Raw genomic sequence first — 24,974 nt, forward strand, 5'->3', positions numbered from 1 at the left:
AGGCCATGACAAACACCATTAAAAAAATCACTCACTATTTTGCACTTATTCTTTTACTTGCTTCTTTTTCGATTCAAGCAAGCCACTCTATCCCAACAGAAAACCACCATCAGCCAGACATAAGCAACCCGATAATGCCAAGCACAACACACTATGCAAAACCCGTTAACGACGAAATAAACACAGCCAATAACGGCGCTCCCTACCCCCCTTCAGCAGCAATGCATATGATTCAGATCCCCAACAAAAGCCTAACAGACCAAAACGACTATCGACTGATCACCCTACCCAACCACCTCAAAGTCTTGTTGGTTAACGACCCACAAGCAGAACGCTTTTCCGCCTCACTGGCGGTCAACGTTGGTAGTTTTCAAGACCCAAAAGATCAACAAGGCCTGGCACATTTTTTAGAGCATATGCTGTTTCTTGGCACCGAAAAATACCCAGAACCTGGGGACTATCAATCCTATGTAAACACCCATGGTGGCTCAAATAACGCTTACACCAGCTCAGACACCACAAACTATTTTTTCGATATTAAACCTTCAGCATACGAAGGTGCGCTGGATAGATTTTCACAATTTTTCACCACACCTCTGTTTAGCGAATCCTTAACACAAAGAGAGAAAAACGCCGTTGACTCTGAGTACAAAGCCAAACTGAAAGACGAAAGTCGTCGCAATAACCAAGCTTTTAAAACCCTATTGAATAACAATCATCCGTACAGTGGGTTTTCCGTCGGCAATCTCGACACATTGAAAGACAGACCTGAGAACTCATTAAGACAACAGCTTTTATCACTGTATAAGGAATACTATTTCAGTGAAAATATGGCGCTTGTGCTGATCACTAACCTCCCCCACGAAGAGATGGCCACTTTCGCAAAGCGCTACTTTTCCGACATACCTAGCAAGCAGGCACCAACAAAACACACTTACCCAGCACTGCTTACCACGGGTCAGCCACAGCTGCAGTTTGTCAAACCCCTAATCGATAGCAATACACTGTCTTTCCAATACCAAATTGATGCCCAAGACAACAACTATAAAACCCGCCCCACACGCTATATATCATACATCCTAGGCAACGAAAATGAGGGGTCTCTGTATGCATCACTCAAAGCAGATGGGCTAATAAACAGCCTTTCAGCAGGCGTTAGCCCAGACTATGGAGATAACGCTTTTTTCACCATTACAGCACACCTAACAAATCACGGCCTGGAAAATATAGACACGGTAGCGCAACGCATTTTCGCCACCATTGGACTGTTACAGTCGACACCAATCAATCCCATGTACCAACAAGAAGGAGTACAACTCAGCCAACTTATGTACAACAATCAAAACTACACTCCTCCTCAAAGCCTCGCTCGCACACTCTCTGCAAAACTGCTAAAAGTCCCTGCCACTGACATTTTAAGCAGCTTTCGTATCGAAAAAGCAGCGGATAACCAACACGTTCGCCAGCTCCTAAAACAACTCGATACAAACAATCTATTAGTGCAGGTTGTCACCAACAGAACCTTCCCTGAGCATTGGGCAAAACAAAAGCCGATATGGCAAATTGAACCTTGGTATCAAAGCACATACAGCAACAATAATTTCAGCACTTTGTTTTTAGATTTTATCCGCCTATCGGTGAAAAACACCCACGTCAGCCTACCTGAGAAAAACCGTTTCATACCAGAAAATCTAGACTTAGTTGACGAAACAGACACCACACCATATAGCGTTTTTCAGCAACCAGGCTTTACTTTTTGGCACAAATCCGACCCAAGCTTTGGCAAACCTACCGCCATGAACTTCATGGCGATACGATTCAGCCACGCAGCCAACACCCCAAAAAATGCTTTATTAAATCAACTATGGAGTCGACTTTATAACGACAGCATAAGCGAGCTTACCTACTCACCTTATGTTGCTGGGCTAGGCTACCAATTTTACCCTCATGCCAATGGCGTCACTTTACGCACCAGCGGCTACTCAGATAAACAAAATACCTACGCCACCTGGCTGATCGACCAAATTTTCTTATTTCGCCCAAGCACAGAACGCTTTGATCAAATAAAAACCCAACTAACCAAAGACCTTGCCAATCAAAAAAGCAGACAAGCCTACGGCAATGCCTACAGTGCGCTCAGCACGCTCATAACGAAAGACAGTTTCACGACAGAGCAACTTGAAAGCACACTCACAGAACTATCGTTTAAGGACCTAGAGGAATACATAAAAGACGCTCGCGCAAGCTTTGACCTCGTTGGCTACAGCACAGGCAACGTCACTAAAGAGCAAACTCAAGCGCTCGCTCACTCTCTACATGAACGCTTTGTTGGACGACTCACCCCAAAAGACCCAGTAGAAATCCAAAGCAAAAACATTCCAGCCAATCAAAAAATGCACTACTCATTTACCTCAACCAGCAGTGATAATGTGGTGTTATACACATTGATAGATACGAGCCAAGATGCATCGAGCAAAGCCATCACAGAAAAAGTCTACTTCGCCCTACTGAGAAAACTCATTAACAGTCGATTTTATCAGGAACTTAGAACCCAAAAGCAACTTGGCTACATCGTTGGAACACAAGATCTAAGCGCTCGAAATACACCCATTTTAGGTCTATTGGTGCAATCCCCTAATCAGAACACGGTAACGATCATCCACGCGATTGAAGATTTTTTAAAAGAAGAGGAAAAACAGCTCAAAACTCTAACGGCGGAAGAGTTTAGTTTCACAAAAACCGCGCTATTAGACGAACTTAACATGACAGCCAAAAATCTAAGCGATAACGCTCTGGAAGAATGGCATCAAATTGCCAAACCTTCACCAGATTTTCAAACAAAGACAGCGTGGATAGACGCGTTAGAAGCCATAGACAGAGCAGACTTCATGGATTTTCTCGAAAACAAACTTTCATCACCCAGTATCAGCAGAATTATCATTCACAACCAGGCCTTTCCCGCAGAACTGACCTCACAATATGGCTGGATAGAAACCTCACCCGAACAATTAACCACCGATTAATTGCTCAAGTCTCTCCTTGTCCGTTGCAGGTGCACTTTTTGCACCATTGCTCTGATCTGGCACATTAGGCTGACCTGAAGAGACCCCCTTACCGATAGGAGAAAAATCGCCTGCATTGGGTGCCGAGTTATCCTCGGGCTGCACTTTCGGCTCAACTTGATCACCGAAAATGCCGATTTCAGGCATCATACGAAGACGCTTTTCTTGAATCTCTTCGGGAATATTTCCGGTAAACAAAACGGTAAAAGGCGCCTCTTCGGTTCGCTTATTTACTTCATCATAGATAGCTTGCTCACGTTCAGCGATCGCATTCTCTTCCAAATAGGACAACCCCTGACCATCTGCTGTTATCACCACATTTGGCCCCAAGGTCCCAATAGCCTTTTCAGCAGGAATCACGGCCACCTCTTCTTTCGAACTCACAACCACTTGATGTTGAGTACGAATCACTTGATTGCCATAAATGATATCCACTGGCTGACGCTCGATTGTCTGAGCATTTGCGACTAAAGAAACAGCACACAACAATGCTATTGAATATTTCATACACACCCCGAAACCCAATCTCCTTCACTATAGGAGATTACAAGCTATAAAAAAAGGAGCCAAAAGCTCCTTTTTAGTTTTTACCGCACAAGACCTAAGACACTTATAGTGTCACAACATCAAAGTCCACTTCTGGATTGACATCCGCATCATAGTCGACACCGCCCAAGCCAAAACCAAACAGCTTCAAAAATTCGTCTTTATAAAGTTGATAATCCGTTTCCGCAAACAAATTAGCATCATTCACTTGCGGCCAAAGCTCACGACAAGCCTGCTGAACGTCTTCACGCAACTCCCAATCATCCAAACGAAGACGATTTTTATCATCTGTCAATTCTGCTGGATTATGATTATTGTACAAACGCTCTGAGAACATGCGATAAATCTGATCCATACAACCTTCATGGATACCTTTCTCACGCATGACTTTGAATACCATCGCCAAATACAAAGGCATAACAGGAATAGCAGAAGAGGCCTGAGTCACAACAGACTTCAACACCGCCACGTTCGCGCCACCACCAATCTTAGATAACTGAGCATCAATAGCCGCTGAAGCACGATCTAAATCTTCTTTCGCCTTGCCTAACGCACCATGCCAATAAATCGGCCAAGTAATGTCAGAGCCAATATAAGAATAAGCAACGGTACGAGCACCTTCAGCTAAAACACCCGCCTCTTGCAAAGCCGACATCCAAAGTTCCCAGTCTTGACCACCCATTACCGTGGTTGTCGCAGCCACTTCTTCTTCTGTTGCAGGCTCAATTTCCGCTTCAATGATCACATCTTTATTCGTATCAATAGCTGTAGAGCGATACGGCTGACCAATCGGCTTAAGCACTGAACGAACCACTTCACCAGTATCCGGCATTTTACGAACGGGAGAAGCAAGAGAGTAAACCACCATATCCACTTGACCAAGATCCTGCTTAATCAAATCGATAACCGTGTCACGCGCTTCATTAGAGAAAGCATCACCATTGATACTTTTAGCATAAAGACCTTCTTCTTTAGCCACCTTGTCGAAAGCCGCGGAGTTATACCAACCCGCTGTTCCAGGTTTCTTATCCGTTCCTGGCTTTTCAAAGAAAACGCCAATAGTCGCCGCGCCAGAACCGAAAGCCGCTGCAATACGAGAAGACAAGCCATAACCACTTGATGCACCGATTACGAGTACTTTTTTAGGACCGTTTTCAATTGCCCCTTTGCTTTTAGTAAAAGCAATTTGCTCTCTTACGTTTTGCTCACAACCAACTGGATGTGTTGTTGTACAAATAAATCCGCGAATCTTTGGTTTTATGATCATAATATCTTCTCAACGTCATGTTTTGCTTACGTCTTGCCTGACAATCCCTACAAACGAGGCAGGCAAGACAAATCTGTGCGCCATGATACAATAGCCAGACGAATATGTCCTGATTCTCGTAAAAATACAGAATCAAAAGCTCACAGAGGTCTCAAGAAATCACCGTGCATCTACTTATTATTGGCTACGTCTGGCCTGAACCCAACTCCTCTGCTGCAGGCAGCAGAATGATGCAACTGATCAACTGCTTTTATAAACAGCAATGGCAAATATCGTTTGCAAGCCCAGCCCAACAAACGGAACACATGGCTGACTTGTCTCAACTAGGCATCGACGCCGAGCACATAGAACTCAATAAAGCCTCATTTAACACCTACATTTCAAATAAAAAACCCGATGTTGTGATATTTGATCGCTTCATGATGGAAGAGCAATTTGGTTGGCGCGTGGAGAAATTCAGTCCAGACTCGCTACGTGTTCTTAATACAGAGGATCTTCATTCATTAAGACAAGCTAGACACGATGCGATTAAGCAAAATAGACCGTTTGTCATAGAAGCTCTTTACAATGATCATGGCATTCGTGAAATCGCAGCCATTCATCGTTGCGATTTAACCTTGATGATTTCCGAAGTCGAGACAAAATTGTTAATCGATGAATTTCACGTACCAGAAACTCACGTATTTCACCTACCCTTTATGCTACCCGCACCACAACACACCGACACCTTACCAAGCTTTGAAGAGCGTCAGCACTTCATCAGTATTGGCAATTTTCGCCACGCACCAAACTGGGACGCCGTATTACAGCTAAAAACAGACATATGGCCAAAGATTCGCAAACGCCTCCCCCACGCTGAAATGCATATTTATGGCGCCTATCCTCCGCCAAAAGCCACCCAACTACACAATGCAAAAGAAGGTTTCCTGATAAAAGGCTGGGCTGAAAACGCTCAAAAAGTCATGCAACAAGCGCGACTTTGCTTAGCTCCATTACGCTTTGGCGCAGGTATTAAAGGCAAATTGGTGGAAGCTATGCAAATGGGCACACCAAGCATAACTACAACCATTGGCGCAGAAGCCATGAATGGCGCATTCCCATGGAACGGAGTGATAACGGATGATATAGACACCTTTGTCGACGCTGCTGTTTCCCTCTATGAAGACAAAGAAAGCTGGCTACTGATGCAACAAAATGGCAACAGAATTCTACAAGCTCGCTATCAAGCAGAGGAGTGGGAGCCAAAATTAATCAATCGATTAACACTGCAGGTTCAACTGAAGGACAGCTTAAGGAAAAAACATTTCTTGGGGTTAATGCTGCGACACCACAGCCTAAAAAGCACGCAATACATGTCGCAATGGATAGAACTGAAAAACAAAAATGGAGCGGAACAAGACTAAGAGCTCAACGCACTAGCCAGAAACAAAATGACTTTTGGCTTCCCGCTCACGAACTTTTTTCATCACCGCCTGCTGTGAGGCTTTGTTCATACTACCCCATTGACTGATTTCTTTACCGGTTCGATAACAACCAACACAAACATCTTCATCATCAAGAAGGCAAACATTAACACAAGGGGATTTAAGCTGAGGTTTTGGCTTAGTCATTGTTCATCAACATCTATAAGGGACAGGAAACAAAAAGCCTTGGCAGAAAACACCACCAAGGCCTTTGATGTTAGTATTCAGCGTTATGATAAACGCGCTGAACATCGTCCAAATCATTCAAAAGATCCAAGAAACGGTCAAACTGCTCCACTTCTTCACCTTGGATTTCTGTCATATTTTGCGCGACGAACTGAATTTCATCGACCTCAAATTCGATATCGCCAAACGCATCGGTCAACGCCGTTTTTGCTTTACTGTAATCAGTATGAGGTGCAAAAACTGTCACTTTACCGTCTTCTAGCTCAATGTCCGTCACATCCACATCAGCTAACATTAAGGCTTCTAAAACAGCCTCTTCATCTTTACCGGCAAAAACAAAAATGGCGCTGTGGTCAAACATATGACTGACACTGCCTTGGCTGCCAATTTTGCACTTCACTTTGTTGAAGCACGTGCGCACATCACCAAAAGTACGGTTTGGGTTATCAGACAAGCAATCCACGATAACCATAGTATTACCTGGACCAAAACCTTCGTAGCGAGCTGTGTCGAAATCTTCGCCACCACCACCTTTCGCCTTATCAATCGCTTTGTCGATAACGTGAGTTGGCACCTGATCTTTTTTTGCACGATCAATCAGTGAACGCAGTGCCAAATTGCCATTAGGATCAATACCACCGGATTTTGCACAAACATAAATCTCACGGCCGTACTTACTGTAAACCTTGGCTTTTTGGTCAGACGTTTTTGCCATGGACTCTTTGCGGTTTTGAAAGGCTCTGCCCATTACATATTCCTATTTTATAAAGTCTTAAAAGTAAGATTCTAACGTGTCACCCAAAAAGAAGGAACTGCTAGCCAAGCATAAATACGATAAAAAGCCAGCCCAACCCTCACAAAATTGCACCAAAGCAAAAAACTGAATCGATATGGACAGCTTACAAGCAAGATAACCGCATAACTCCAGTCACTAACCACACACCAAGAGAGCAATACTCTGCGAACAAGGGTATCTCGTCAGTCACAATCATTGCCACCAGACTGCATTAAACGCTCAAACTGTTGATCTTTTTGTTGCCAAAGATCATTTACCCATTGCTGAAAAGACGCTCTATACTCTGCGTCGTTTTGATAGTCACCCAGCAAAGCACTGTCAATCGGCATCATCCTGATATGCACCTTGATTACCTTCACCTTGCCACAAAGGTAATCAAAAAAGCTCGGAATGCCATTTGGGTAAACGATGGTGACATCAATCAATTTATGTAACTTTCCATCCATGGCGTTTAACGCAAAGGACAAACCGCCAGCTTTAGGCATAAGAAGGTGTTTATAGTGACTGGATTGTTGATGATGTTTTTCCCCTGTAAATCGAGTCCCTTCTAGAAAATTCATAATAGAGACAGGAAAGTGCTGGAATTTATCACACGCTCTTTTCGTTACTTCAATGTCTTTTCCCTTCAGTTCAGGCCGTTTTTTTAACAAAGCAGGGCTGTAACGTTTCATAAAAGGAAACTCTAGTGCCCACCAAGCCAAACCGATAAAAGGCACCCAAATAAGCTCACGTTTTAAAAAGAATTTAAGAAACGGAATACGGCGATTAAAAAGTCGCTGCAAAACAAGAATATCAACCCAAGACTGGTGATTGGCCGTAACCATGTACCAGTCATTCAAGACAAAATCTCGCGCCCCAGACACATCAACCTTCGAACGCCCTAAACAACGCTGATTGATGTTATTAACGCCAATCCAAAATGTCGCGATGCGATCCAACACCACATTGAGTAATGCACGCACCGCGACAAACGGCAACACACATTTCAATAGGGCCAACACCATGACGGGCACAAAACAAATCAACGTATTCATAACGATTAAGATGAATGAAGCAGACCCTTTTAACGCAGCAAAAACAGGCATAGATAGACTCAAAAATACAAAATTGACGCATAATACTAAAGGAAACCCTTGATTGGAAATCCTCATTATTTACACTCGAACTAAGTAGCCAGCTTTCACTCAAAAACTGTATAGTAAACAGACGATTAGATTCACTGATAAATGAGTTCAATACGAGTGACAAACTGTCGTTTTTTTAAATTTCCTGTTCAACCTCCCGAAGCAGGACATCAAAGGATTTAAGCCCCAACCATGACCATTACCAAAGGGTTAAAGATTCGCCATAAATTATTTGCCGTCTTTGTTTTGAGTAATATTTTACTCATTGTTTCTATGTGGCAGGTATTTCAATGGAGTTTTGACCGAGGATTTGTGTCCTACGCAACAGAGCGAGATCGTGACTTTTTAGAGCAAATGGCAAACCGAACCGCCAATCTCTATATCTACTACGATGATTGGTATTTCTTAGTCCAAGAGAGCCGCATGGAAAATGAGTGGCATCAAGCCAAACTCGATAATTTGCGTGACCTCATCCCCCCACCAAGCACGCCTAATTTGGATCTCATTTATCCATCACAATATTATCGCCAACGTTTTCTTTTGTTTGACAGCCAACAAAAACCCATCATTGGCAAAGTACGCTTCACTGATGCCGAAACACATGCTGTTAAGGTTAATAAAAAGATCGTAGGCTATGTGGGATTACGCTCCATTAGAGAGCTTGTACAAGATCAAACATTACGATTCGTGCGCCAACAGGGTGAGGCGTTTTTGCTCATATCCGCCTTTATGCTCGCCATTGCAGCTTTGCTCACATGGCCTTTAGCACAATGGCTAAGTCGACCCATTACATCCATGCAGCAGGCAACCAAAAAGCTGGCAGCAGGAAAGTTTGATACGCGCATTACCGTGAAAGGCTCTGACGAACTGGCAAAACTAAGCTGTGACTTCAATAACTTGGCGTGCACTTTAGAACATACTAGGGAAGCCCGTAAGCGTTGGGTTGCCGATACCGCCCATGAGTTAAGAACACCAGTGGCGATCCTGCGAGGTGAAATTGAGGCGATGCAAGACGGCATCATCAAAGTCACGCCCGAAAGCCTTGCTTCGTTACAGCAAGAAACGCTGCATATCGCGCGCCTAATAGATGACTTAAATCAATTATCCATGCATGATATGGGAAATTTAAGCTATCAAATGGAAGATACGTCGTTAAACGAGATTATTGAACAGACAGTTCAATCCATGACACTCCCCTTTAATGAGGCTGGCTTAGAATTAGCGTTTGAATATTCGCAAAAAAGCCCTATTGTTATGAATGGTGATTCGGACCGATTGCATCAGCTTTTTGCGAATTTGATGAATAACTCATTAAAATACACCAACGCACCAGGGAAGCTTACTATTAAGCTATCCAAAAAGAATAAAAAAGCCATTATCCTTTTTGAAGATACCGCTCCAGGCGTTGATGATAATGATAAAGACAAGATTTTTGAACAGTTTTTCCGTGTCGAAAACTCCAGAAACAGGGCAACAGGAGGCAGAGGTTTGGGCCTTGCTATTTGCTCTAATATTGTCGATGGGCATCAGGGTACGATCAGTGCTTATCACTCCCCAGACGGTGGCTTAGGAATAAGAATAGAATTCCCTTTAAACTAGTCTCTTAAAATGAATAGGAACGAATAACATTATGAGCAAAGTACTGATTATTGAAGATGAACCAAAACTCGCAGAACTCATGGCGGCCTATTTAGATCAAGCGGGCTATGAGCATCATCACCTTGATCGTGGAGACATCGCGGTTAATTACATCAAGAACAATCAAGTTGATATTATTCTACTGGATTTAATGCTTCCAGGCTTAGATGGTGTTGAGATATGCAAGCAAGTACGCCAGTTCAGTGGCGTTCCTATCATCATGGTAACGGCAAAAGCAGAAGAAATTGACCGTTTGATTGGCCTAGAAATGGGCGCCGATGATTACGTATGCAAACCATTTAGCCCTCGCGAAATCGTTGCACGCGTGAAAGCGAACTTGCGCCGCGTTGAATTAGATCAGGCAGAATCACCACGAACAGATGGCTTTGATCTAGATGTTGATCGTTTGCGTGCGACTTACAAAGGCGATTTAATTGATCTGACAACAGTTGAGTTTCAGCTACTACAACTATTGATCAAAGAACCTGGTCGCGTTTTTGGTCGAGACCTCATCATGAAAAGCATCTATGCTGACAGCCGTGTTGTAAGTGATCGCACCATAGACAGCCATATTAAGAAATTGCGCAAAAAGATTTCCGCTGTGGCTCCAGAACTAAATGTGATCCATTCAGTGTATGGCGCAGGCTATCGCTTCGAAAACAACGATTGATTTCTCAGCTCTAAGGAATGGCGTTGAACAACTTTTTAGACGTACTGGTATTTTCCTTCTCCATTACCATGCCAATATTTTTAATATTGGTGTTAGGAGTTATCCTTTACCGGATACGTATCATCAATGACAACTTCATTGATGTTGCCTCAAAATTAGTGTTCAACGTCACGCTCCCTGCCCTACTTTTTATCAGCATTTCCAAAACAAACTTAACCAGCAATACCGATCTGTCTTTGGTTCTTTATGCCCTAGGGGCCGTCACTCTTACCTACATAGCACTCGAACTGGTACTGTCTATTTGGTTTCCTGACAAAGCGGAGCGTGCTGTTTTAGTTCAAGGTGCTTTTCGCTCTAATATGGGCATTATTGGTTTAGCTTATTGTATCAATGCCTACGGCAATGACGTTTTTGCCGTGGCGTCCGTGTATTTAGGTGGCGTCACCATATTGTTCAATATATTGTCCGTAATCGGTTTGAGCCGTGCCTTGGGGACAAACCCCAACGCGACCAGCATTTTAAAAGGAATAGCCAAAAATCCGCTCATCATTGCCATTTTAGCGGCTTTTGCTGCCTCTATGACAGGCTTGTCCCTGCCTTCTACCCTATACAAGGCCGGTGATTATTTTGCACAAATGACCTTACCCTTGGCCTTACTTTGCGCTGGCGCATCACTGAATTTTAGTTCATTAAAAAATGGCATGAAGGGCGCCATCGTGGCTTCAATAGGAAAACTACTATTTATTCCTTTTGCACTGACTTTTGGGGGCTATTTATTAGGTTATCGCGGCATGGAGCTCGGGGTACTTTTTTTAATGTCATCCGCTCCAACCGCCTCTGCGAGTTACATTATGGTTCGCGCTATGAAGGGTAACTCAGCGCTGGCTGCAAACATTATTGTTATTACAACCATCGCCTCCTTGCTTAGTACCAGCATAGGGGTGACTTTGCTAAGAAGCTTTGGTCTAATCTAATTCACTAAGCGCTTTACAAAATCATGGCCATTATCAATATTATGTAAAAAAACAAAACCATAATAAAAAGCCAGCGAGATTTTTTTGATTTCACAGTTCCGTAAACATCGTCTCTTTTTTCTGTCGTTTGGGTGCACCCTATTAACGGCGCTGTTTTTTCTCGTCAACAGCGTCGCCTATCAGGTACTGATTATTGACAAGCATTCGCAGGGACAAGACCAACTCCTCAGTTATGTGATTGAGCTTCGTAACGAACTAAAAAACTACCATATATTGCCTTATGCTTTAGCGGACAATCCCACCTTGCTAAGTTTTATGAATAACCCTAAAGACAAAGCACTCACACAGAGACTACAGCGCCAATTAGAAGACTTAACACATGTATCTAAGACACAGGATTGGTTTATTCTTTCAGCCCAAGGCGATCTGCTTGTTTCGAGTGAACAGTCACCTAACTTTGACTTAGACGACTACTTCAGCAAAGAAAATCTCACTAATGTATTAAAAGAGCAACAAGGCGAATACATACTTGTTTCGGGTTACAGCCCTACACACTCCAAATCGGCCCACCTTGTACTGGCGCCTGTTTACACCGCTGCCGGATTAGCGGGTGCTGTTGCGGTTCGGATTAATGTCAGCAATTTGATTGAACGCTGGAACCTTTTAGACGATCTGGTGGTGATGACAGACCAAAACAGCCTGCTATTTTTAGCCAGCAAATTGAATGGCCTTTTAGTCAGCAACTGGCTAGACAATCACACAGACATTGAGTTTTTCAACAACACCCGTTCTAAAGTTTACCACCTAAAAGATGAAAACTACTTGCTGCAAAATGTCACTCTCGATGACCTTAAATGGCAAATCCACTATTTATCTAATCTCAAAGGCATTCATAAAAAAGCACAAAACATTGCTTTTATCAGCCTAGGCGTCTTTGCGTTAATTTTTCTTTTCTGGCTTTATCGTCGTGAACGCGCCTTGAAAATTGCCTCCAAACTTGAAAACGAAATTCTCATAGCAAACAGCGCCCAACAGCAACGCGTTTTGATTGAAAACACACACGTAGGACTCTTGCAACTGACAAAACACGGTGAAATATCCTTCGTTAACCCAATGGGAATACGCTATTTTGGCCAAAGAACACAACTTAATACACATTATCTCTACGAGTTTTTACCCGATTGCCCAGACAATCAAACCGCTTTATCTTTTTTAAAATCGCTAAAAAACCACGAATTAAACAACACACAAAAAAGTAACTTGCTAGAGCAAGAAGTGGTTTTACAAAAAGACAACGGCCTGTTTTTTCCCGCACTTTTGTCTGTTTCTTCTTTGAAGTGGAGCGGTTCACAAGGCTATCTGGTTACTTTACTCGACATTAGTAAACGCAAAAAAGCAGAGCTGAATTTACTGGAGGCCAACACCCGTCTGGAAGAGCGAGTATTGGAAAGAACAAAAGCCCTAGAAGTGGCACAAAAGGAATTGTTAAGAACAGAAAAGCTGGCGGCCATAGGGCAGATGTCAACGGCAATAGCACATGAACTCAACCAACCACTCACGGGTATCAGAACACTGGTTTACACAGCAGAACTGTTGTTAAAACGTCAACAAGCAGAGCAAGCACTGAGGACACTTATTGATTTAGAGTCCCTCGTCGTCAGAATGCAAAAGCTCACCAGCGAATTAAAAGTGCTCGCGTATCGAAGACCTGAACAACTTGCACCAACCTCTATTAAAGACTCTATCAGCAAAGCCATAGCAAGCCTTGGTGATGACGCACAAGACATTGATTGGCACATCACGCTTAACAACACCGACACAGTGATGGCGGAGCCCACCAGACTAGAGAGAATATTTGCAAATCTCATCAGTAATTCAATACAAGCTTGCTCTGAACTTAAAATCACTCCTCGTATTCGAATATCTTTACAAGTACAGCATGACAAAGTAACCCTTTGTTATCAGGACAATGGTCCAGGCATAGAAAAAACCAAACTGTCTCATATTTTCGAACCCTTCTTTACCACCAAACCAATTGGCAAAGGTTTAGGGCTTGGACTTGCCATCAGTGCAAACTTAGCCAAAGATATGAACGGAACACTGACAGCGAACCACAACGATGAATCGCAGCTGGTCTTCCACTTAACACTGCTAAAGGCTTAATATGGAAAACCGTATCCCCAATAATAAAATTGAAATTTGGCTGTTGGATGATGACGAGATTGTTCGTTCAACTACAGCACAATGGCTTCGTCTGTCTGATTATGTGGTAACAGAGTTCCATCAAGCTCAGGCGCTCATTGACCAGTTTCATAGCGGCTTACCTTGCATCATAGTCAGCGATATTCGCATGACACCGATCGATGGCTTAACACTTATGGCAGATTGCCTAGCCAAAGAGCCTGAAATACCTTTTATCCTTATCACCGGCCACGGTGACGTAGACACAGCAGTGAATGCCTTGCGCGATGGTGCGTTTGATTTTCTTGAAAAACCCTTTGATCCCAACAGATTGTTAAAAACGGTCGAAAAGGCGATTCAGCTAAGAAGTGTGCAACGTCAACATGCCAATCAATCTCAATACCTTGGCGATCTTCATGGTTTAGAAGAAATTATCATAGGGCAAAATGAACAAATCGTCCGTGTTAGACAGCAAATTCGCACTTTTGCCAGTATGGACACACACGTTATTGTGTATGGTAAAACAGGCTGCGGAAAAGAATTAGTCGCAAAAGCCCTTCATGATTGTAGCCCTAGAAACAACCAACCCTTTGTGGCGATAAACTGTGCTGCCATTCCGGCAGATTTATTTGAAAGTGAACTGTTCGGCCATGAAGCAGGTGCATTTACCAGCGCCAACAAACAACGAATTGGTAAACTCGAACACGCCAGTGGCGGTACCTTGTTTTTAGATGAAATCGAAAGCATGCCATTGCCCATGCAAATAAAACTGCTGCGTGTCCTACAAGAAAATCAACTCGAACGGGTCGGTAGCAATAAAATCATTCAAATTGACCTAAGAGTTGTGGCAGCGGCGAAAAATGACTTACAAACATTAGCCGACTTTCGACAAGACTTATTTTTTCGCTTAAACGTCTCACAGATACATTTACCTGACTTGCGCCATCGTGGCTCAGATATTCCCCTGTTATTTGAGCACTTTTGCCGTATAGCGGTAAAAGAACGTGGGAAGGATTTTAAACAACTTAGCCCAATAGATCACGAAACACTGACACTTTATGGCTGGCCTGGTAACGTACGCGAGCTGCGAAACGTCGCGCTACGTTATGCGCTAGAACCCAACACTAGCGTGGCAAAAATTTTAGCGGGCTATCAAGCTCAAGATGATATCGACACCATCACACCGCTCCCTCTCAGCGTAAAAGTCCAAGAATTCGAACGCAGTCTCATTGAAGCCAGCATACGACAGCAAAAAGGCAATATTCAGCTGGTCTTAGAACAGCTTCAATTACCGCGCCGAACCTTAAATCAAAAAATGCAAAAATACGGGCTAAACCGTGCGGACTATTTAGACTAACCGGCAAAGCCCATACGATCCAATCTCACTCCATCATAGAAAAATATTAATAAAGTGATTCTCATATAAAATATTTAATGAGAATCACTTGCATCACAAGACAAAAAACTCTTTAATGATAACCATTATCAGATTAGAGGCAACATACGATGCAAATCAGCATGCGCGATGTGTATGACACGACTGGAAACATCCAAGAAGACGTAGCACAGTGGCTATCCGGTCATAAGCAAGCGCTCGCCCTTCTTCCTAATTTGCACTGGTTAAACCAGCACTTGAGTAGCAACACCGATCTATCTATCCAGGAAGAAGCGCAATCAGGACTGTATTTTTCATTTTTAGGAAACGGACCGATAAAAAGCGCCCAAGACATAAACTCGGTACAGATCGCGTATCAAGCACGACCCATTAGTGGTCATTTTTATATCGCTAAAGACGAACAGTACAGTCTACTGCAAGCACGCATCAGCCCTGCGCACTTAGCCGCCGTTTTGGGCGAAACAGAAGAACAGATTATCCAACATTTTACCAACATGCGTGACAAGCTAGGCAATGAAAATGCCACGATTCAACTACCGGTGACAGGAAGAACACGCAGCTTAATCGAACCTATTCTCGCTCACAAAGGTCACTCAATAAGCCTTGCAGGCCACCTTTATGCACTCATCTTCACACTCATTGAGCAACTGCAAATGCTCAATCATTTATCGCAATGTGAAGACTGCCAAAGAAAGTTATTCCATGCACAAAATTTAATAGAAACGCCCCAACATGATGCACTGAATATCCAGCATTTAGCACAACAAGTTGGACTTAACACTGAGGCCTTAGCAATTGGTTTCAATCTTATCGTTGGGCAATCTATTGAGATCTACTGCACTCGCAGCCGCATAAAGTCTGCGGCCGCTAAATTGAGACAAGATCCCTCAGCAAAACCCTTTATTGTTGCCCAAAGTGGCTTTTCAGAAGACCAATTTGAAGCAGCGTTTATTCAACACTTTGGTGTCAGTAGTCACCAGTACGGACAAATCCATTAGTAATAGGAACACCATGGCACATTCATCCATAGCCCTTATTTACGGCACAGACACAAACAACACCGAAGAAGTTGGCCATAAAATAGCCAAACAATGGGAAGAGCTTGGCGAGCAAGTCGATTTATTTAACATTAAAGACGTAGAGCTAAGCCAACTTGAACAGTATTCCATGCTCATTCTCGGCATCCCAACGTGGGATTTTGGTGGCATTCAATCTGACTGGGAAGACATTGGCGATGATCTAGCTGGTTTAACACTAGATGACACGGTTATTGCCTTGTATGGATTGGGCGATCAGTTTGGTTATGGTGATTACTTTGTCGATGCCATGGGATGGCTATACGAGAAACTATTGCCAACAGGTGCAACCTTTATTGGCCAATGGTCTACAGAGGGCTATGAGTTTGAAGCCTCACGAGCTTGTGTGCACAACAAAGAACACTTTATCGGTTTAGCGATTGATGAAGACCAACAATTTGAACTCACTGACCAGCGAATTGAGCAGTGGGTTATTCAACTTTACGCAGAGAGAGCAGTAGAAGCCGCATAAATTATCACCTGACTGGCCATTGAATTTAAGCAAACGACTCAAATTTGGTTCCCACACATTCGCTGCCCCGAATGCCCAAATTTAGCTTATTTTCAATGCGATAATTATGAGACTTGCTCTACATTGCGTGAAGAACGTGGCTACCTCTCCTTTCTCTCCTGCTTGGAGGTAGCCACGTATTTCTTTTCCTAACAACAATTCGTTATGATGCTATCACTTTTATTAAGTTAGCATTGGCATCTATGAACCTACAACTTTCTGATATTGTTATTGTTCTTATTCTCTCCGTCGGTATCTATGCATGGTGGCGAAACACGTCGATTCGAGAACAGGCACTGATAAGCACGAAAAAACACTGTGAATCATTAAACCTGCAATTACTTGATGACAGCGTAGCGGGAGCTGAATGGCGACCAATCTGGTCACAAGGTCAGATTAAAGTAAGAAGAAGCTATAAGTTTGAATTTAGCTCCAGCGGCATAGCGCGTTATCAAGGGAAAGTAACCTATCTTGGCAATCGACAAGTAGAGATATGGTTAAGCCCTCATGATTTTTAAAAAACAGGTAAGCAAAAACATTCTGTTTATACCTTTCTTAACAAAGCCTAACTTGCAGATCTATCAATTCGCTGCAATGATATAGATAAGTACCATATTTTTGTGTCATTTAATTGCAAATAAGGCCATAGTAGAAATAGAATGCTTACGTAAACATTTGTAACGTTTTAGATAGGCTAGGCCATAAAACAATAAAAGCGTACTGATTTGTGCCTGGATGCCTATCGGTTCAATCTATAATAAAAAATGCAGGATATAATATGTTGGCAAATCTTAGTTTTCGTACCAAGTTACTCTCTTTGCTCATCGCAGCTATTCTTGGATTCGTTGTTGTAACTGCTGTTGCTTTACAAGGATTGAATGTTCAAGAAACCTCTTCTGCAAAATTTGAGCGCCTCACAAAAGTAGACAAAGACCTATCCTCTCTCATTATTACCTTAATGGATGAATATGAGACGCTATCCAGTATCGATAACAGTACCTATGCCGCTTTTCTTGAACAGCTTAACGCTAACAATGAAAATTTCATGGCAACGCTTAGTGAAGACACAGAGCTTTTAAGAGAAGACCCTGAAGCACAAAAGAATTTGAGCAATATTACAGAGTCTTTGACAAACTATAATGCGGCTTTAAAACTGTTGGTTAATCAAAGACAAAAAGTCGGTTTTAATGGCTCTTCTGGACTAAAAGGCGAAATTTCTCAGCTTGGTGAAAAGGTCACCGAAGAGATTTCTTTTCTTAGTCTAGTAAAACAAGAATTCTTGCCCGTACGAGAAGCCGAAAAGAATTTTATTTTTGAACCTGTTGCGGACAACAAAGCCGCTTTTATGGACCGCTATGACAAGTTCTATAAGCGCGTTACCAATTTTGGTTTAGAGGAGCGCTTTGGTGACGTCATTAACCAATATTTCACTGCTGTCGAAAACTTCGACAAAGAAAACCAGCAACTTAAAAACTTACAATCACAATTTGTCGCGAGCAAAGAAAACTTCAGTCAGACTCGCTTAGCGGCTGTGGAATACATGCAAAGTGCGGTAATAGAAGCCCGCCAACAAGCTTCTGCTAACTCTCAACAAGCCAGCATTAGTCTGATCGTTGTAAGCATTGTGGTGGCTATTGTTGCTGCCCTTATGATGATGGGCATAGGCAGCAGCGTTAATAAAACGCTCAATCAGATCATTAGAGATCTTGGTAAAGTGAAAAGCGGGGATTTAACCGCTCGCTTACACGTTAATAACAAGCGTAATGATGAATTTGATTCGCTGTGTAGCTCAGTAAACGAGATGACCAATGGACTCGGTTCCGTTATTGGCGAGGTTGTAACGACAACACAAGGCGTCAATAACATGGTTTCTGAGTTAAATATCTCTGTTAGCAATATTGCGCAAAGTAACCGCTCTGTCAGCGAACAGACCAATTCTCTGGCGGCAGCGACAGAAGAGATATCAACCACGATTTCAAGCATTTCTAGCACGACAGAAGACCTAAGCAGCCAATCACAAAACACTTATGAATCGGCTAAAGTAGGCGCTGAAACCATTAAAGGGGCACTGTCTAACCTCTCAAGCACCATCAACGTCGTCAACAAGACCAGTGAGCAATTAAACGAACTTGGTCAATTGTCAAAAGACATTGATAATGTAATAGGAATGATCAACGATCTAGCAAACCAAACCAATCTTCTTGCACTGAATGCTGCTATTGAAGCCGCTCGAGCAGGTGAAGCTGGTCGTGGTTTCTCTGTTGTGGCAGACGAAGTACGCTCACTTGCAGAAAAAACCGTTGATGCAACAGCTAAAATCACAGACATCGTTAGCACGATTCAATCGTCTACTCAAACAGCGATTGAAACCATGCACAGCGGTCAAGAAAGTCTACATTCGATTGAAGAGTTTAGTGAAAAAGCGGAGTTGGCTATTCGTGAAATTGAGCGAAACGCTCAGACAAGTTCGGCGTCCTCAATTGATATGGCACGATCCATTCAAGAAGTGGCCAAAACAGCCGTTCATATGAGCGAAGAAATGGACAAGATCGCTCAACAACTTCAACGAGACAATAGCTACATCACTAGCATTGAAGGCAATACTCGTGATATTCACAATCAAGTCAGTAGCTTAGACAAGAAGACCAGCGTTTTTACCACTCGCTAGTTTAAACAGTAAATACATCATAAAAAAACCGGCTTATGGCCGGTTTTTTTATTCTTTATTGCTCTTGATATCCGTAAAAGACACGGCTCCTTACAACTCAGAAAACTCTTTTTCCCAACGCTTTGCTTCTTTCTTAGAAGGCCCACCTAGAACATTGACCGCAGTACGCATACGTGCACGAGAAATGTCAGAGCCTAAAATCGCCATCGAATCAAAAACTGACACAGACGCGGTAGTACCGGAAATAGCAACAAACAATGGTGCAAAAAAGTCTTTCGGCTTGATGTCCATCGCTTGCGCTAATGTTTTCATTTCATTGAAGATTTCGTCTTTTTCCCATTTACTCAACGCTTCCAAACGCCACAAAGCAAATTGCATTGCTCTACGCAGCGTGTCTTCTTCCATTTTAATGGTAGAAAAATCTTCTTTTGTGATAGGCAACAACCCTTTCAGGAAAAAACCAGCCACATCAGCAACGTCAGAGAAGGTTTCAACTCGCGGTATCACCAGCGGTAAAATCTTCATCAAGTATTCAGGATTCAGCGCCCATTCAACGTATTTTTGTGCAAAGCTTTCTGACGTTAAGTTCTCACGAATCCACATACCATTCAGCCAGCTCAACTTCTCAACGTCAAAAACTGGCCCGCCCAAAGAAACACGCTGGATATCAAAATGCTCAACCATGTCATCCAATGTGAACTTTTCGCGCTCATCTGGCATGGACCATCCCATACGACCCAGATAGTTAATTACCGCTTCTGCCATGTATCCCATACGTTGATAGTAGAGAATACTGGTTGGGTTTTTGCGCTTTGATAACTTAGATTTATCTGGGTTACGCAACAAAGGCATATGACATAAGGTCGGCATATCCCAACCAAAGTATTGATACAATAAAATATGCTTAGGTGCCGAGTTAATCCATTCCTCACCACGAATAACGTGGGTAATTTTCATCAAATGATCGTCAACCACGTTTGCCAAATGGTAAGTCGGCATGCCATCTGCTTTCAGCAAAACCTGCATATCCACTTGTGCCCAATCAATTTCGATTTCACCACGAAGCATATCTTGAACAACACAAGTACCCTCTTCTGGTACTTTCATGCGAATCACATAAGGAATTCCAGCATCAAGCTTTGCCTGTACTTCTTCTGGTGTCAGCGCCAAAGCGCGGCCATCGTATTTTTGTGGCAAACCTTGTTCTTTTTGCTCAATACGCATCTGATCCAATTCTTCCGTTGTCTCAAATGCATAAAACGCATGACCTTTCTCAATCAATTCTTGAGCATATTGACCATAAATATGACCACGCTCACTTTGACGATAAGGACCATATGGTCCGCCAACATCAGGACCTTCTGCCCAATCAAGCCCTAACCAACGCAACGCATCCAAAATCATTTTTTCAGATTCTGGCGTGCTACGCGTCTGGTCCGTATCTTCTATGCGTAGAATGAACTTACCACCCATTTTACGGGCAAATGCCATATTAAATAATGCGATATAAGCTGTACCAACATGTGGATCACCTGTTGGTGAGGGCGCAATACGTGTTCTTACCTCTGACATAAAACTCTCATTTATCCGTTGCCTGAAATGCCCTTATTATAAGCTGCTCACCCCTTGCGGGTAAGAGGCCCAAGCCATCTTTTCTGCTTAGATGTTTGATATTCACTCAACTTTACGTGGGTGATAGCGAAGTTGCGAAAGACGCACCCCAATATCCACATCGGTTTTTAAAGCAACCAAAGACCGAGATTGCAAACATTGCTCATACCCACCAGCTAAAAGAGACTGAATACGCTCTGAAAAAAACGATAGGTTGGCATAAATTTCTTCTATTGTAGGAAATGAATGCATGATGGTTAACGCGGTTTTGGGGCCGATACCTTTAATACCCGGAATGCGATTGGTGGTATCGCCAACCAAGGCCCAATAATCCACTAATTGATGAGGTTCAACGCCATACTTTCCAGGCACCCAAACTTTGTCATACCCCAACTTAGCAAAATAATCGTACTGTAATACACGCTCATCATCCAACAACTGGGTGAAACCTTTATCAGTAGATACTATGTAGGACTTTATATTATGGCTTGCTGCTTTGACGGCCAAGGTAGCAATCAAATCATCGGCTTCCCAACCTTCCATTCTCAAACAAGGCAAGTGATTAAAACGAAAGACGCGCGCAAAGTCAGGCAAAGACTCCAAAAGACTGTCATCCATAGGGACACGCCCCAATTTATAATCTGGATACACCCTGTGGCGCCACGTTTTACCATTTGAGTCAAAAACCACCACGGCATAGGATGGCTGAAACTGATGTGTTAATTTCGCCAAGGCCTCAACGGCAATGCTTTGGGTGCGTTCAACCCTTCGAACCGAATCCTGTTCAGATTCCAACGCGGCATAGAGACGTCTGATTAAATTCAAACCGTCAATTATGAGTAATTTTTTCTCCACCCTAAGCCCTTATTTTTACTACATTGCATTGCTGTTAAATCGTCTAATTAGGATATCATGTACAAAGACGCATCACGACAACGAGAGACTTCTATACCGATTTACAGTCCACAGTCGCAATGAGTGCCAGGTCAATTGTCGTACACATTAACAAGCAAGAAGGACGCTATTATGAAACAATCCGCTTATTTCTGCGTTGGTATTCTGTTAAGCACAGTCGCACCACTGACGTTTGCTTCCCCCATCAATGCCGTGATTGGACTGGATAACAGTCAAATCGTAGAAAACAGTTCACAGTTAAGCTTTCAGCCAAATCCAGGTACGTTGCTGCCATTACAGCAAAACTTCCCTCCCATCACTCACTTACAAAACAATCTTGATTCCCAGTGGTTCGATGAAATTGGTCAAAAAGTAAGAGTGGAACACAAACAAAGAGACTTAAGCTACACTGGGATGCTGACTCGAATTGAGCAAGACAAGCGTACTTTTTTAATCTTGATCGATGAGCGACCCACCACTCTGCCACTGGACGATTTCTATCTCATTCCACTAGAGAAAGTGGACTCTACTCCTTCAGCAAAGACGGATTTACAGGTTAGCTATCAGACCAATCAGCTGTCTTGGACCCCTCAACTTAGCCTCATTTTTGAAGGTAACAACGTAAGCGTTTCCCAGCAAGCACTCTTACATAACCAGTCAAGCGAGACAATCACGCTGCAAGATAGCCTCCTTCATTACGCGAGAAATGCGCCAAACCGTTTATTCAAAGCAGAACGAAACGCCTTGGCCATGAGCGCGGATCAATCCTCAATGGACTACCAAGACAATGAAATAAGTTATCCTCTTGGCAACAAAGCCATTCAAATGGCCCCGTATTCAAATGCCCTTATTCCTTTACCAAGCAGCACCAGTAAAGTAGAAAAACAAACCCACACAGCCAGCCTTTACACCCATGAAAACAGTTCAGGTAACATTGAGCTAAATTTTTATAACAATTTAAGCTTCTCATTCAAAAATGACGGGCTGCCTGGTGAATACCGAACCTTCCAAAAACGTGGAAATTTACTGATCCCAAGCAATACCGTCTTTTTAAATACGGTAAGAGCGAACTACCCTATTAACGTTGTTACGAATAAAAGCCAAGACATAACAGGATCTCTCACCTTAATAAGTGCCTCTTCGCAAAAGCTGCCCGCTTCGCAAACTTGGCAGGCCACGATTGATAACCTATCAAACCAAGATCAAGACTATGCGATAGAGCAAAACATCAATGGCATTATTGAAGTATTGGAAGGCGATGAAGCGACAAAATTGACGGCAAGCAGCCTTATTATTAAGGGAAAAATAAAAGCCCACTCGAAAAAAACCGTAACGTATAAAATCGAATTAAAAAATTAATGGTAACCAAGCGCCCGTATTGAGCCGAAAACCCTCGGCTCTTGCATCAATTTTCCACATTGAAGGCCTATTTAAAATATTTCGTTATGATATGGTCAATAGTCATAATAGATATAGCGAGAATGGCACTGCCACAAGTGAAAAACTTGAGGTAGTATTATAACTATATTTCATACTACGAGCCCACAGAGATCTATGAAAAAGCATATTATATCATCACTCATCGCTGCAGCCGTCCTAAGTAGTACGACTGCTCATGCAGAAAGCATTTACGAAGTATACAAGCTCGCTAAGCAACACGATCCTGGCTTAAGAGCAGCCGCCGCGACTTACCGCGCTGAAAATGAAAGCGTTACTGTCACCAAGGGTAACCTGTACCCTAACATCAGTTTTAGCGGCAATCTTGGTTACAGTAAAATAGACGGCCCTTCAAGCGATTACAGTAACCAAAGTAATGGCATATCATTAGACATGAACTACCCTATCTATTCACCCGCTCTGGGTTACGCGGTAGATGCGGTTGAGCTCAGCTACGAAAGTGCTGGCATTAGCTTTGATAACACCGAAGAAGATTTAGCGTTAACGACATTAACAGAATACTTCAATCTGCTCATCGCACAGTCAACGTTGCAAACAACTGAAGCTCTCGTGAAAAGCACCGCAAGCCAACTAGACCGCGCCAAGAAGCAATACGAAGTAGGATTGGCCTCTATTACCGACTTACAAGATGCTCAAGCGGAATACGACTCTGTTCGGGTAACAGAGCTAAGTGCTCGTTCTGATGTGTCTTATGCACAAAAAGCACTTTACCAAAGAACCGGTCGAGAAATTCAAAGCATTCCTCAACTGTCAAAAGATTACCCTATTCGTCTTGACCCGACTATGACAGTGGATTCTTTGATCGCAAAAGCACACCGTGACAACAAAGAGCTGCGCATTTTAAACCTCTCTGTTGCCAGTGCTGAGAACAACGTTAACATCCAGAAAGCCAATGGTCGCACCCCAACAGTCTCGATTACTGGCTCACTATCACGCTCTGACAATAACTACAGCAGTGCTCCAACCTCAATGCAAGACGGTGCCACCAACACTTCTTCGATTGGTCTAGGTGTAAGCATCCCGCTTTACCAAGGTGGCGCTATTGATGCCTCAGTAAGACAAGCCGTTGCGCAAGCAGAATCGTCAACAGAGCAAAGAGCCAGCTCATTGCAAACCATTGAGCTGAATATTCGTAGCCTTTACCTTGAGCTGCAAACAGCGGTTGCTCAAATCGAAGCACAACAGCAGTTAATTCGCTCGCGTACGAGTGCACTTGAAGCCACGACGGCAGGTTACGATGTTGGTACACGAAACCTTGTTGAGTTGCTTGACGCACAATCTAACCTGTTCAATGCTCAAAACACCTATGAACAGTACCGTTATAATTTTGTGGTAAAAAAACTCAGTCTACTCGAAGCAACAGGAGATCTTACTGAAGATAAGATCAAAGAGTTAGACAAGTGGTTAATCGCTAAAAACTAATGTTACGGACATGGCAAAGAAAAGCCGCAAA

The 24,974-nt window shown here is 42.9% G+C and carries 20 protein-coding genes; 13 read left to right on the top strand and 7 right to left on the bottom strand.

Annotated elements, in window-relative coordinates; translation table 11 throughout:
- The first annotated feature begins 5 nt into the window (after positions 1 to 5).
- Entirely contained in the window at positions 6 to 3,023 is a 3,018-nt protein-coding gene (locus DKT73_RS10860; protein WP_232827848.1) for an insulinase family protein, read from the top strand.
- On the opposite strand, the gene DKT73_RS10865 is transcribed toward DKT73_RS10860, so the two are convergent.
- Together DKT73_RS10865 and fabV are read right to left on the bottom strand one after the other, a co-directional pair.
- Positions 3,009 to 3,569 carry a hypothetical protein gene (locus tag DKT73_RS10865; RefSeq protein WP_111638576.1) on the bottom strand — a complete coding sequence of 187 codons (561 nt, stop codon included), beginning with the start codon at positions 3,567 to 3,569 and terminating at the stop codon, positions 3,009 to 3,011. The genes DKT73_RS10860 and DKT73_RS10865 overlap by 15 nt on opposite strands.
- Before the next feature lie 103 nt (positions 3,570 to 3,672).
- The gene (fabV, locus tag DKT73_RS10870) at positions 3,673 to 4,875 is read right to left on the bottom strand and encodes an enoyl-ACP reductase FabV (protein WP_111638577.1); all 1,203 of its coding nucleotides are present in this window, start codon (positions 4,873 to 4,875) and stop codon (positions 3,673 to 3,675) included.
- A 164-nt stretch (positions 4,876 to 5,039) separates the two neighbouring features.
- Between fabV and DKT73_RS10875 the strand changes: the two genes are divergently transcribed.
- Positions 5,040 to 6,278, top strand: coding sequence for a glycosyltransferase (locus DKT73_RS10875; RefSeq protein WP_198666591.1), 1,239 nt, complete (start codon positions 5,040 to 5,042; stop codon positions 6,276 to 6,278).
- Positions 6,279 to 6,290: 12 nt separating this feature from the next.
- Here DKT73_RS10875 and DKT73_RS10880 read toward each other — a convergent pair whose 3' ends face one another.
- The 3 genes from DKT73_RS10880 to DKT73_RS10890 form a co-directional block, all read right to left on the bottom strand.
- Positions 6,291 to 6,485, bottom strand: coding sequence for a DUF1289 domain-containing protein (locus DKT73_RS10880; RefSeq protein ID WP_111638578.1), 195 nt, complete (start codon positions 6,483 to 6,485; stop codon positions 6,291 to 6,293).
- Positions 6,486 to 6,555: 70 nt separating this feature from the next.
- The gene (locus DKT73_RS10885) at positions 6,556 to 7,272 is read right to left on the bottom strand and encodes a YebC/PmpR family DNA-binding transcriptional regulator (protein WP_111638579.1); all 717 of its coding nucleotides are present in this window, start codon (positions 7,270 to 7,272) and stop codon (positions 6,556 to 6,558) included.
- Positions 7,273 to 7,502: 230 nt separating this feature from the next.
- Complete coding sequence (locus DKT73_RS10890) at positions 7,503 to 8,405, bottom strand: 1-acylglycerol-3-phosphate O-acyltransferase, YihG family (RefSeq protein ID WP_111638580.1); 903 nt, start codon at positions 8,403 to 8,405, stop codon at positions 7,503 to 7,505.
- A 231-nt stretch (positions 8,406 to 8,636) separates the two neighbouring features.
- Here DKT73_RS10890 and DKT73_RS10895 point away from each other — a divergent pair, with 231 nt between their 5' ends.
- From DKT73_RS10895 to DKT73_RS10935, 9 genes are all read left to right on the top strand, one after another.
- Positions 8,637 to 10,043: an ATP-binding protein gene (locus DKT73_RS10895; RefSeq protein WP_111638581.1), complete on the top strand. Its 1,407-nt coding sequence runs from the start codon at positions 8,637 to 8,639 to the stop codon at positions 10,041 to 10,043.
- Positions 10,044 to 10,074: 31 nt separating this feature from the next.
- Complete coding sequence (locus DKT73_RS10900) at positions 10,075 to 10,752, top strand: response regulator (protein WP_111606598.1); 678 nt, start codon at positions 10,075 to 10,077, stop codon at positions 10,750 to 10,752.
- A gap of 17 nt (positions 10,753 to 10,769) precedes the next feature.
- Entirely contained in the window at positions 10,770 to 11,726 is a 957-nt protein-coding gene (locus DKT73_RS10905) for an AEC family transporter (protein WP_111638582.1), read from the top strand.
- An 84-nt stretch (positions 11,727 to 11,810) separates the two neighbouring features.
- Entirely contained in the window at positions 11,811 to 13,889 is a 2,079-nt protein-coding gene (locus DKT73_RS10910) for a PAS domain-containing sensor histidine kinase (protein WP_111638583.1), read from the top strand.
- Position 13,890: 1 nt separating this feature from the next.
- On the top strand, positions 13,891 to 15,264 hold the full coding sequence (locus DKT73_RS10915; protein WP_111638584.1) for a sigma-54-dependent transcriptional regulator: 1,374 nt from the start codon (positions 13,891 to 13,893) through the stop codon (positions 15,262 to 15,264).
- A 149-nt stretch (positions 15,265 to 15,413) separates the two neighbouring features.
- A complete protein-coding gene (locus tag DKT73_RS10920) occupies positions 15,414 to 16,301 on the top strand; it encodes a helix-turn-helix domain-containing protein (protein ID WP_111638585.1) in 888 nt (295 codons plus the stop codon).
- A 13-nt stretch (positions 16,302 to 16,314) separates the two neighbouring features.
- Positions 16,315 to 16,851 (top strand): flavodoxin, encoded by a 537-nt coding sequence (locus DKT73_RS10925; RefSeq protein ID WP_111638586.1) that lies wholly within the window; start codon positions 16,315 to 16,317, stop codon positions 16,849 to 16,851.
- A gap of 242 nt (positions 16,852 to 17,093) precedes the next feature.
- Positions 17,094 to 17,408 (top strand): DUF3301 domain-containing protein, encoded by a 315-nt coding sequence (locus tag DKT73_RS10930; protein WP_111638587.1) that lies wholly within the window; start codon positions 17,094 to 17,096, stop codon positions 17,406 to 17,408.
- Positions 17,409 to 17,668: 260 nt separating this feature from the next.
- Positions 17,669 to 19,558 carry a methyl-accepting chemotaxis protein gene (locus DKT73_RS10935; protein ID WP_111638588.1) on the top strand — a complete coding sequence of 630 codons (1,890 nt, stop codon included), beginning with the start codon at positions 17,669 to 17,671 and terminating at the stop codon, positions 19,556 to 19,558.
- A 90-nt stretch (positions 19,559 to 19,648) separates the two neighbouring features.
- Here DKT73_RS10935 and gltX read toward each other — a convergent pair whose 3' ends face one another.
- Positions 19,649 to 21,130, bottom strand: coding sequence for a glutamate--tRNA ligase (gene gltX, locus DKT73_RS10940; protein ID WP_111638589.1), 1,482 nt, complete (start codon positions 21,128 to 21,130; stop codon positions 19,649 to 19,651).
- Positions 21,131 to 21,232: 102 nt separating this feature from the next.
- Positions 21,233 to 22,024, bottom strand: a complete 792-nt coding sequence (xni, locus tag DKT73_RS10945) for a flap endonuclease Xni (protein ID WP_111638590.1) — start codon at positions 22,022 to 22,024, stop codon at positions 21,233 to 21,235.
- Positions 22,025 to 22,195: 171 nt separating this feature from the next.
- On the opposite strand from xni, the gene DKT73_RS10950 reads away from it, so the two are divergent.
- Positions 22,196 to 23,422: a hypothetical protein gene (locus DKT73_RS10950; protein ID WP_111638591.1), complete on the top strand. Its 1,227-nt coding sequence runs from the start codon at positions 22,196 to 22,198 to the stop codon at positions 23,420 to 23,422.
- 195 nt (positions 23,423 to 23,617) lie between these two features.
- Positions 23,618 to 24,943 (top strand): TolC family outer membrane protein, encoded by a 1,326-nt coding sequence (locus tag DKT73_RS10955; protein ID WP_111638592.1) that lies wholly within the window; start codon positions 23,618 to 23,620, stop codon positions 24,941 to 24,943.
- Positions 24,944 to 24,974: the final 31 nt, after the last annotated feature.

Origin of the sequence: Marinomonas shanghaiensis, from assembly GCF_003259175.1 — a bacterium.
Lineage (GTDB): Bacteria > Pseudomonadota > Gammaproteobacteria > Pseudomonadales > Marinomonadaceae > Marinomonas > Marinomonas shanghaiensis.

Coding starts and splice junctions, on each gene's coding strand:
- DKT73_RS10930 (WP_111638587.1), top strand. CDS start 17,094: ATGAACCTACAACTTTCTGATATTGTTATTGTTCTTATTCTCTCCGTC.
- DKT73_RS10915 (WP_111638584.1), top strand. CDS start 13,891: ATGGAAAACCGTATCCCCAATAATAAAATTGAAATTTGGCTGTTGGAT.
- DKT73_RS10955 (WP_111638592.1), top strand. CDS start 23,618: ATGAAAAAGCATATTATATCATCACTCATCGCTGCAGCCGTCCTAAGT.
- DKT73_RS10905 (WP_111638582.1), top strand. CDS start 10,770: ATGGCGTTGAACAACTTTTTAGACGTACTGGTATTTTCCTTCTCCATT.
- DKT73_RS10880 (WP_111638578.1), bottom strand. CDS start 6,485: ATGACTAAGCCAAAACCTCAGCTTAAATCCCCTTGTGTTAATGTTTGC.
- DKT73_RS10885 (WP_111638579.1), bottom strand. CDS start 7,272: ATGGGCAGAGCCTTTCAAAACCGCAAAGAGTCCATGGCAAAAACGTCT.
- fabV (WP_111638577.1), bottom strand. CDS start 4,875: ATGATCATAAAACCAAAGATTCGCGGATTTATTTGTACAACAACACAT.
- gltX (WP_111638589.1), bottom strand. CDS start 21,130: ATGTCAGAGGTAAGAACACGTATTGCGCCCTCACCAACAGGTGATCCA.
- DKT73_RS10895 (WP_111638581.1), top strand. CDS start 8,637: ATGACCATTACCAAAGGGTTAAAGATTCGCCATAAATTATTTGCCGTC.
- DKT73_RS10865 (WP_111638576.1), bottom strand. CDS start 3,569: ATGAAATATTCAATAGCATTGTTGTGTGCTGTTTCTTTAGTCGCAAAT.
- DKT73_RS10950 (WP_111638591.1), top strand. CDS start 22,196: ATGAAACAATCCGCTTATTTCTGCGTTGGTATTCTGTTAAGCACAGTC.
- DKT73_RS10935 (WP_111638588.1), top strand. CDS start 17,669: ATGTTGGCAAATCTTAGTTTTCGTACCAAGTTACTCTCTTTGCTCATC.
- DKT73_RS10890 (WP_111638580.1), bottom strand. CDS start 8,405: ATGCCTGTTTTTGCTGCGTTAAAAGGGTCTGCTTCATTCATCTTAATC.
- DKT73_RS10900 (WP_111606598.1), top strand. CDS start 10,075: ATGAGCAAAGTACTGATTATTGAAGATGAACCAAAACTCGCAGAACTC.
- DKT73_RS10925 (WP_111638586.1), top strand. CDS start 16,315: ATGGCACATTCATCCATAGCCCTTATTTACGGCACAGACACAAACAAC.
- DKT73_RS10920 (WP_111638585.1), top strand. CDS start 15,414: ATGCAAATCAGCATGCGCGATGTGTATGACACGACTGGAAACATCCAA.
- DKT73_RS10860 (WP_232827848.1), top strand. CDS start 6: ATGACAAACACCATTAAAAAAATCACTCACTATTTTGCACTTATTCTT.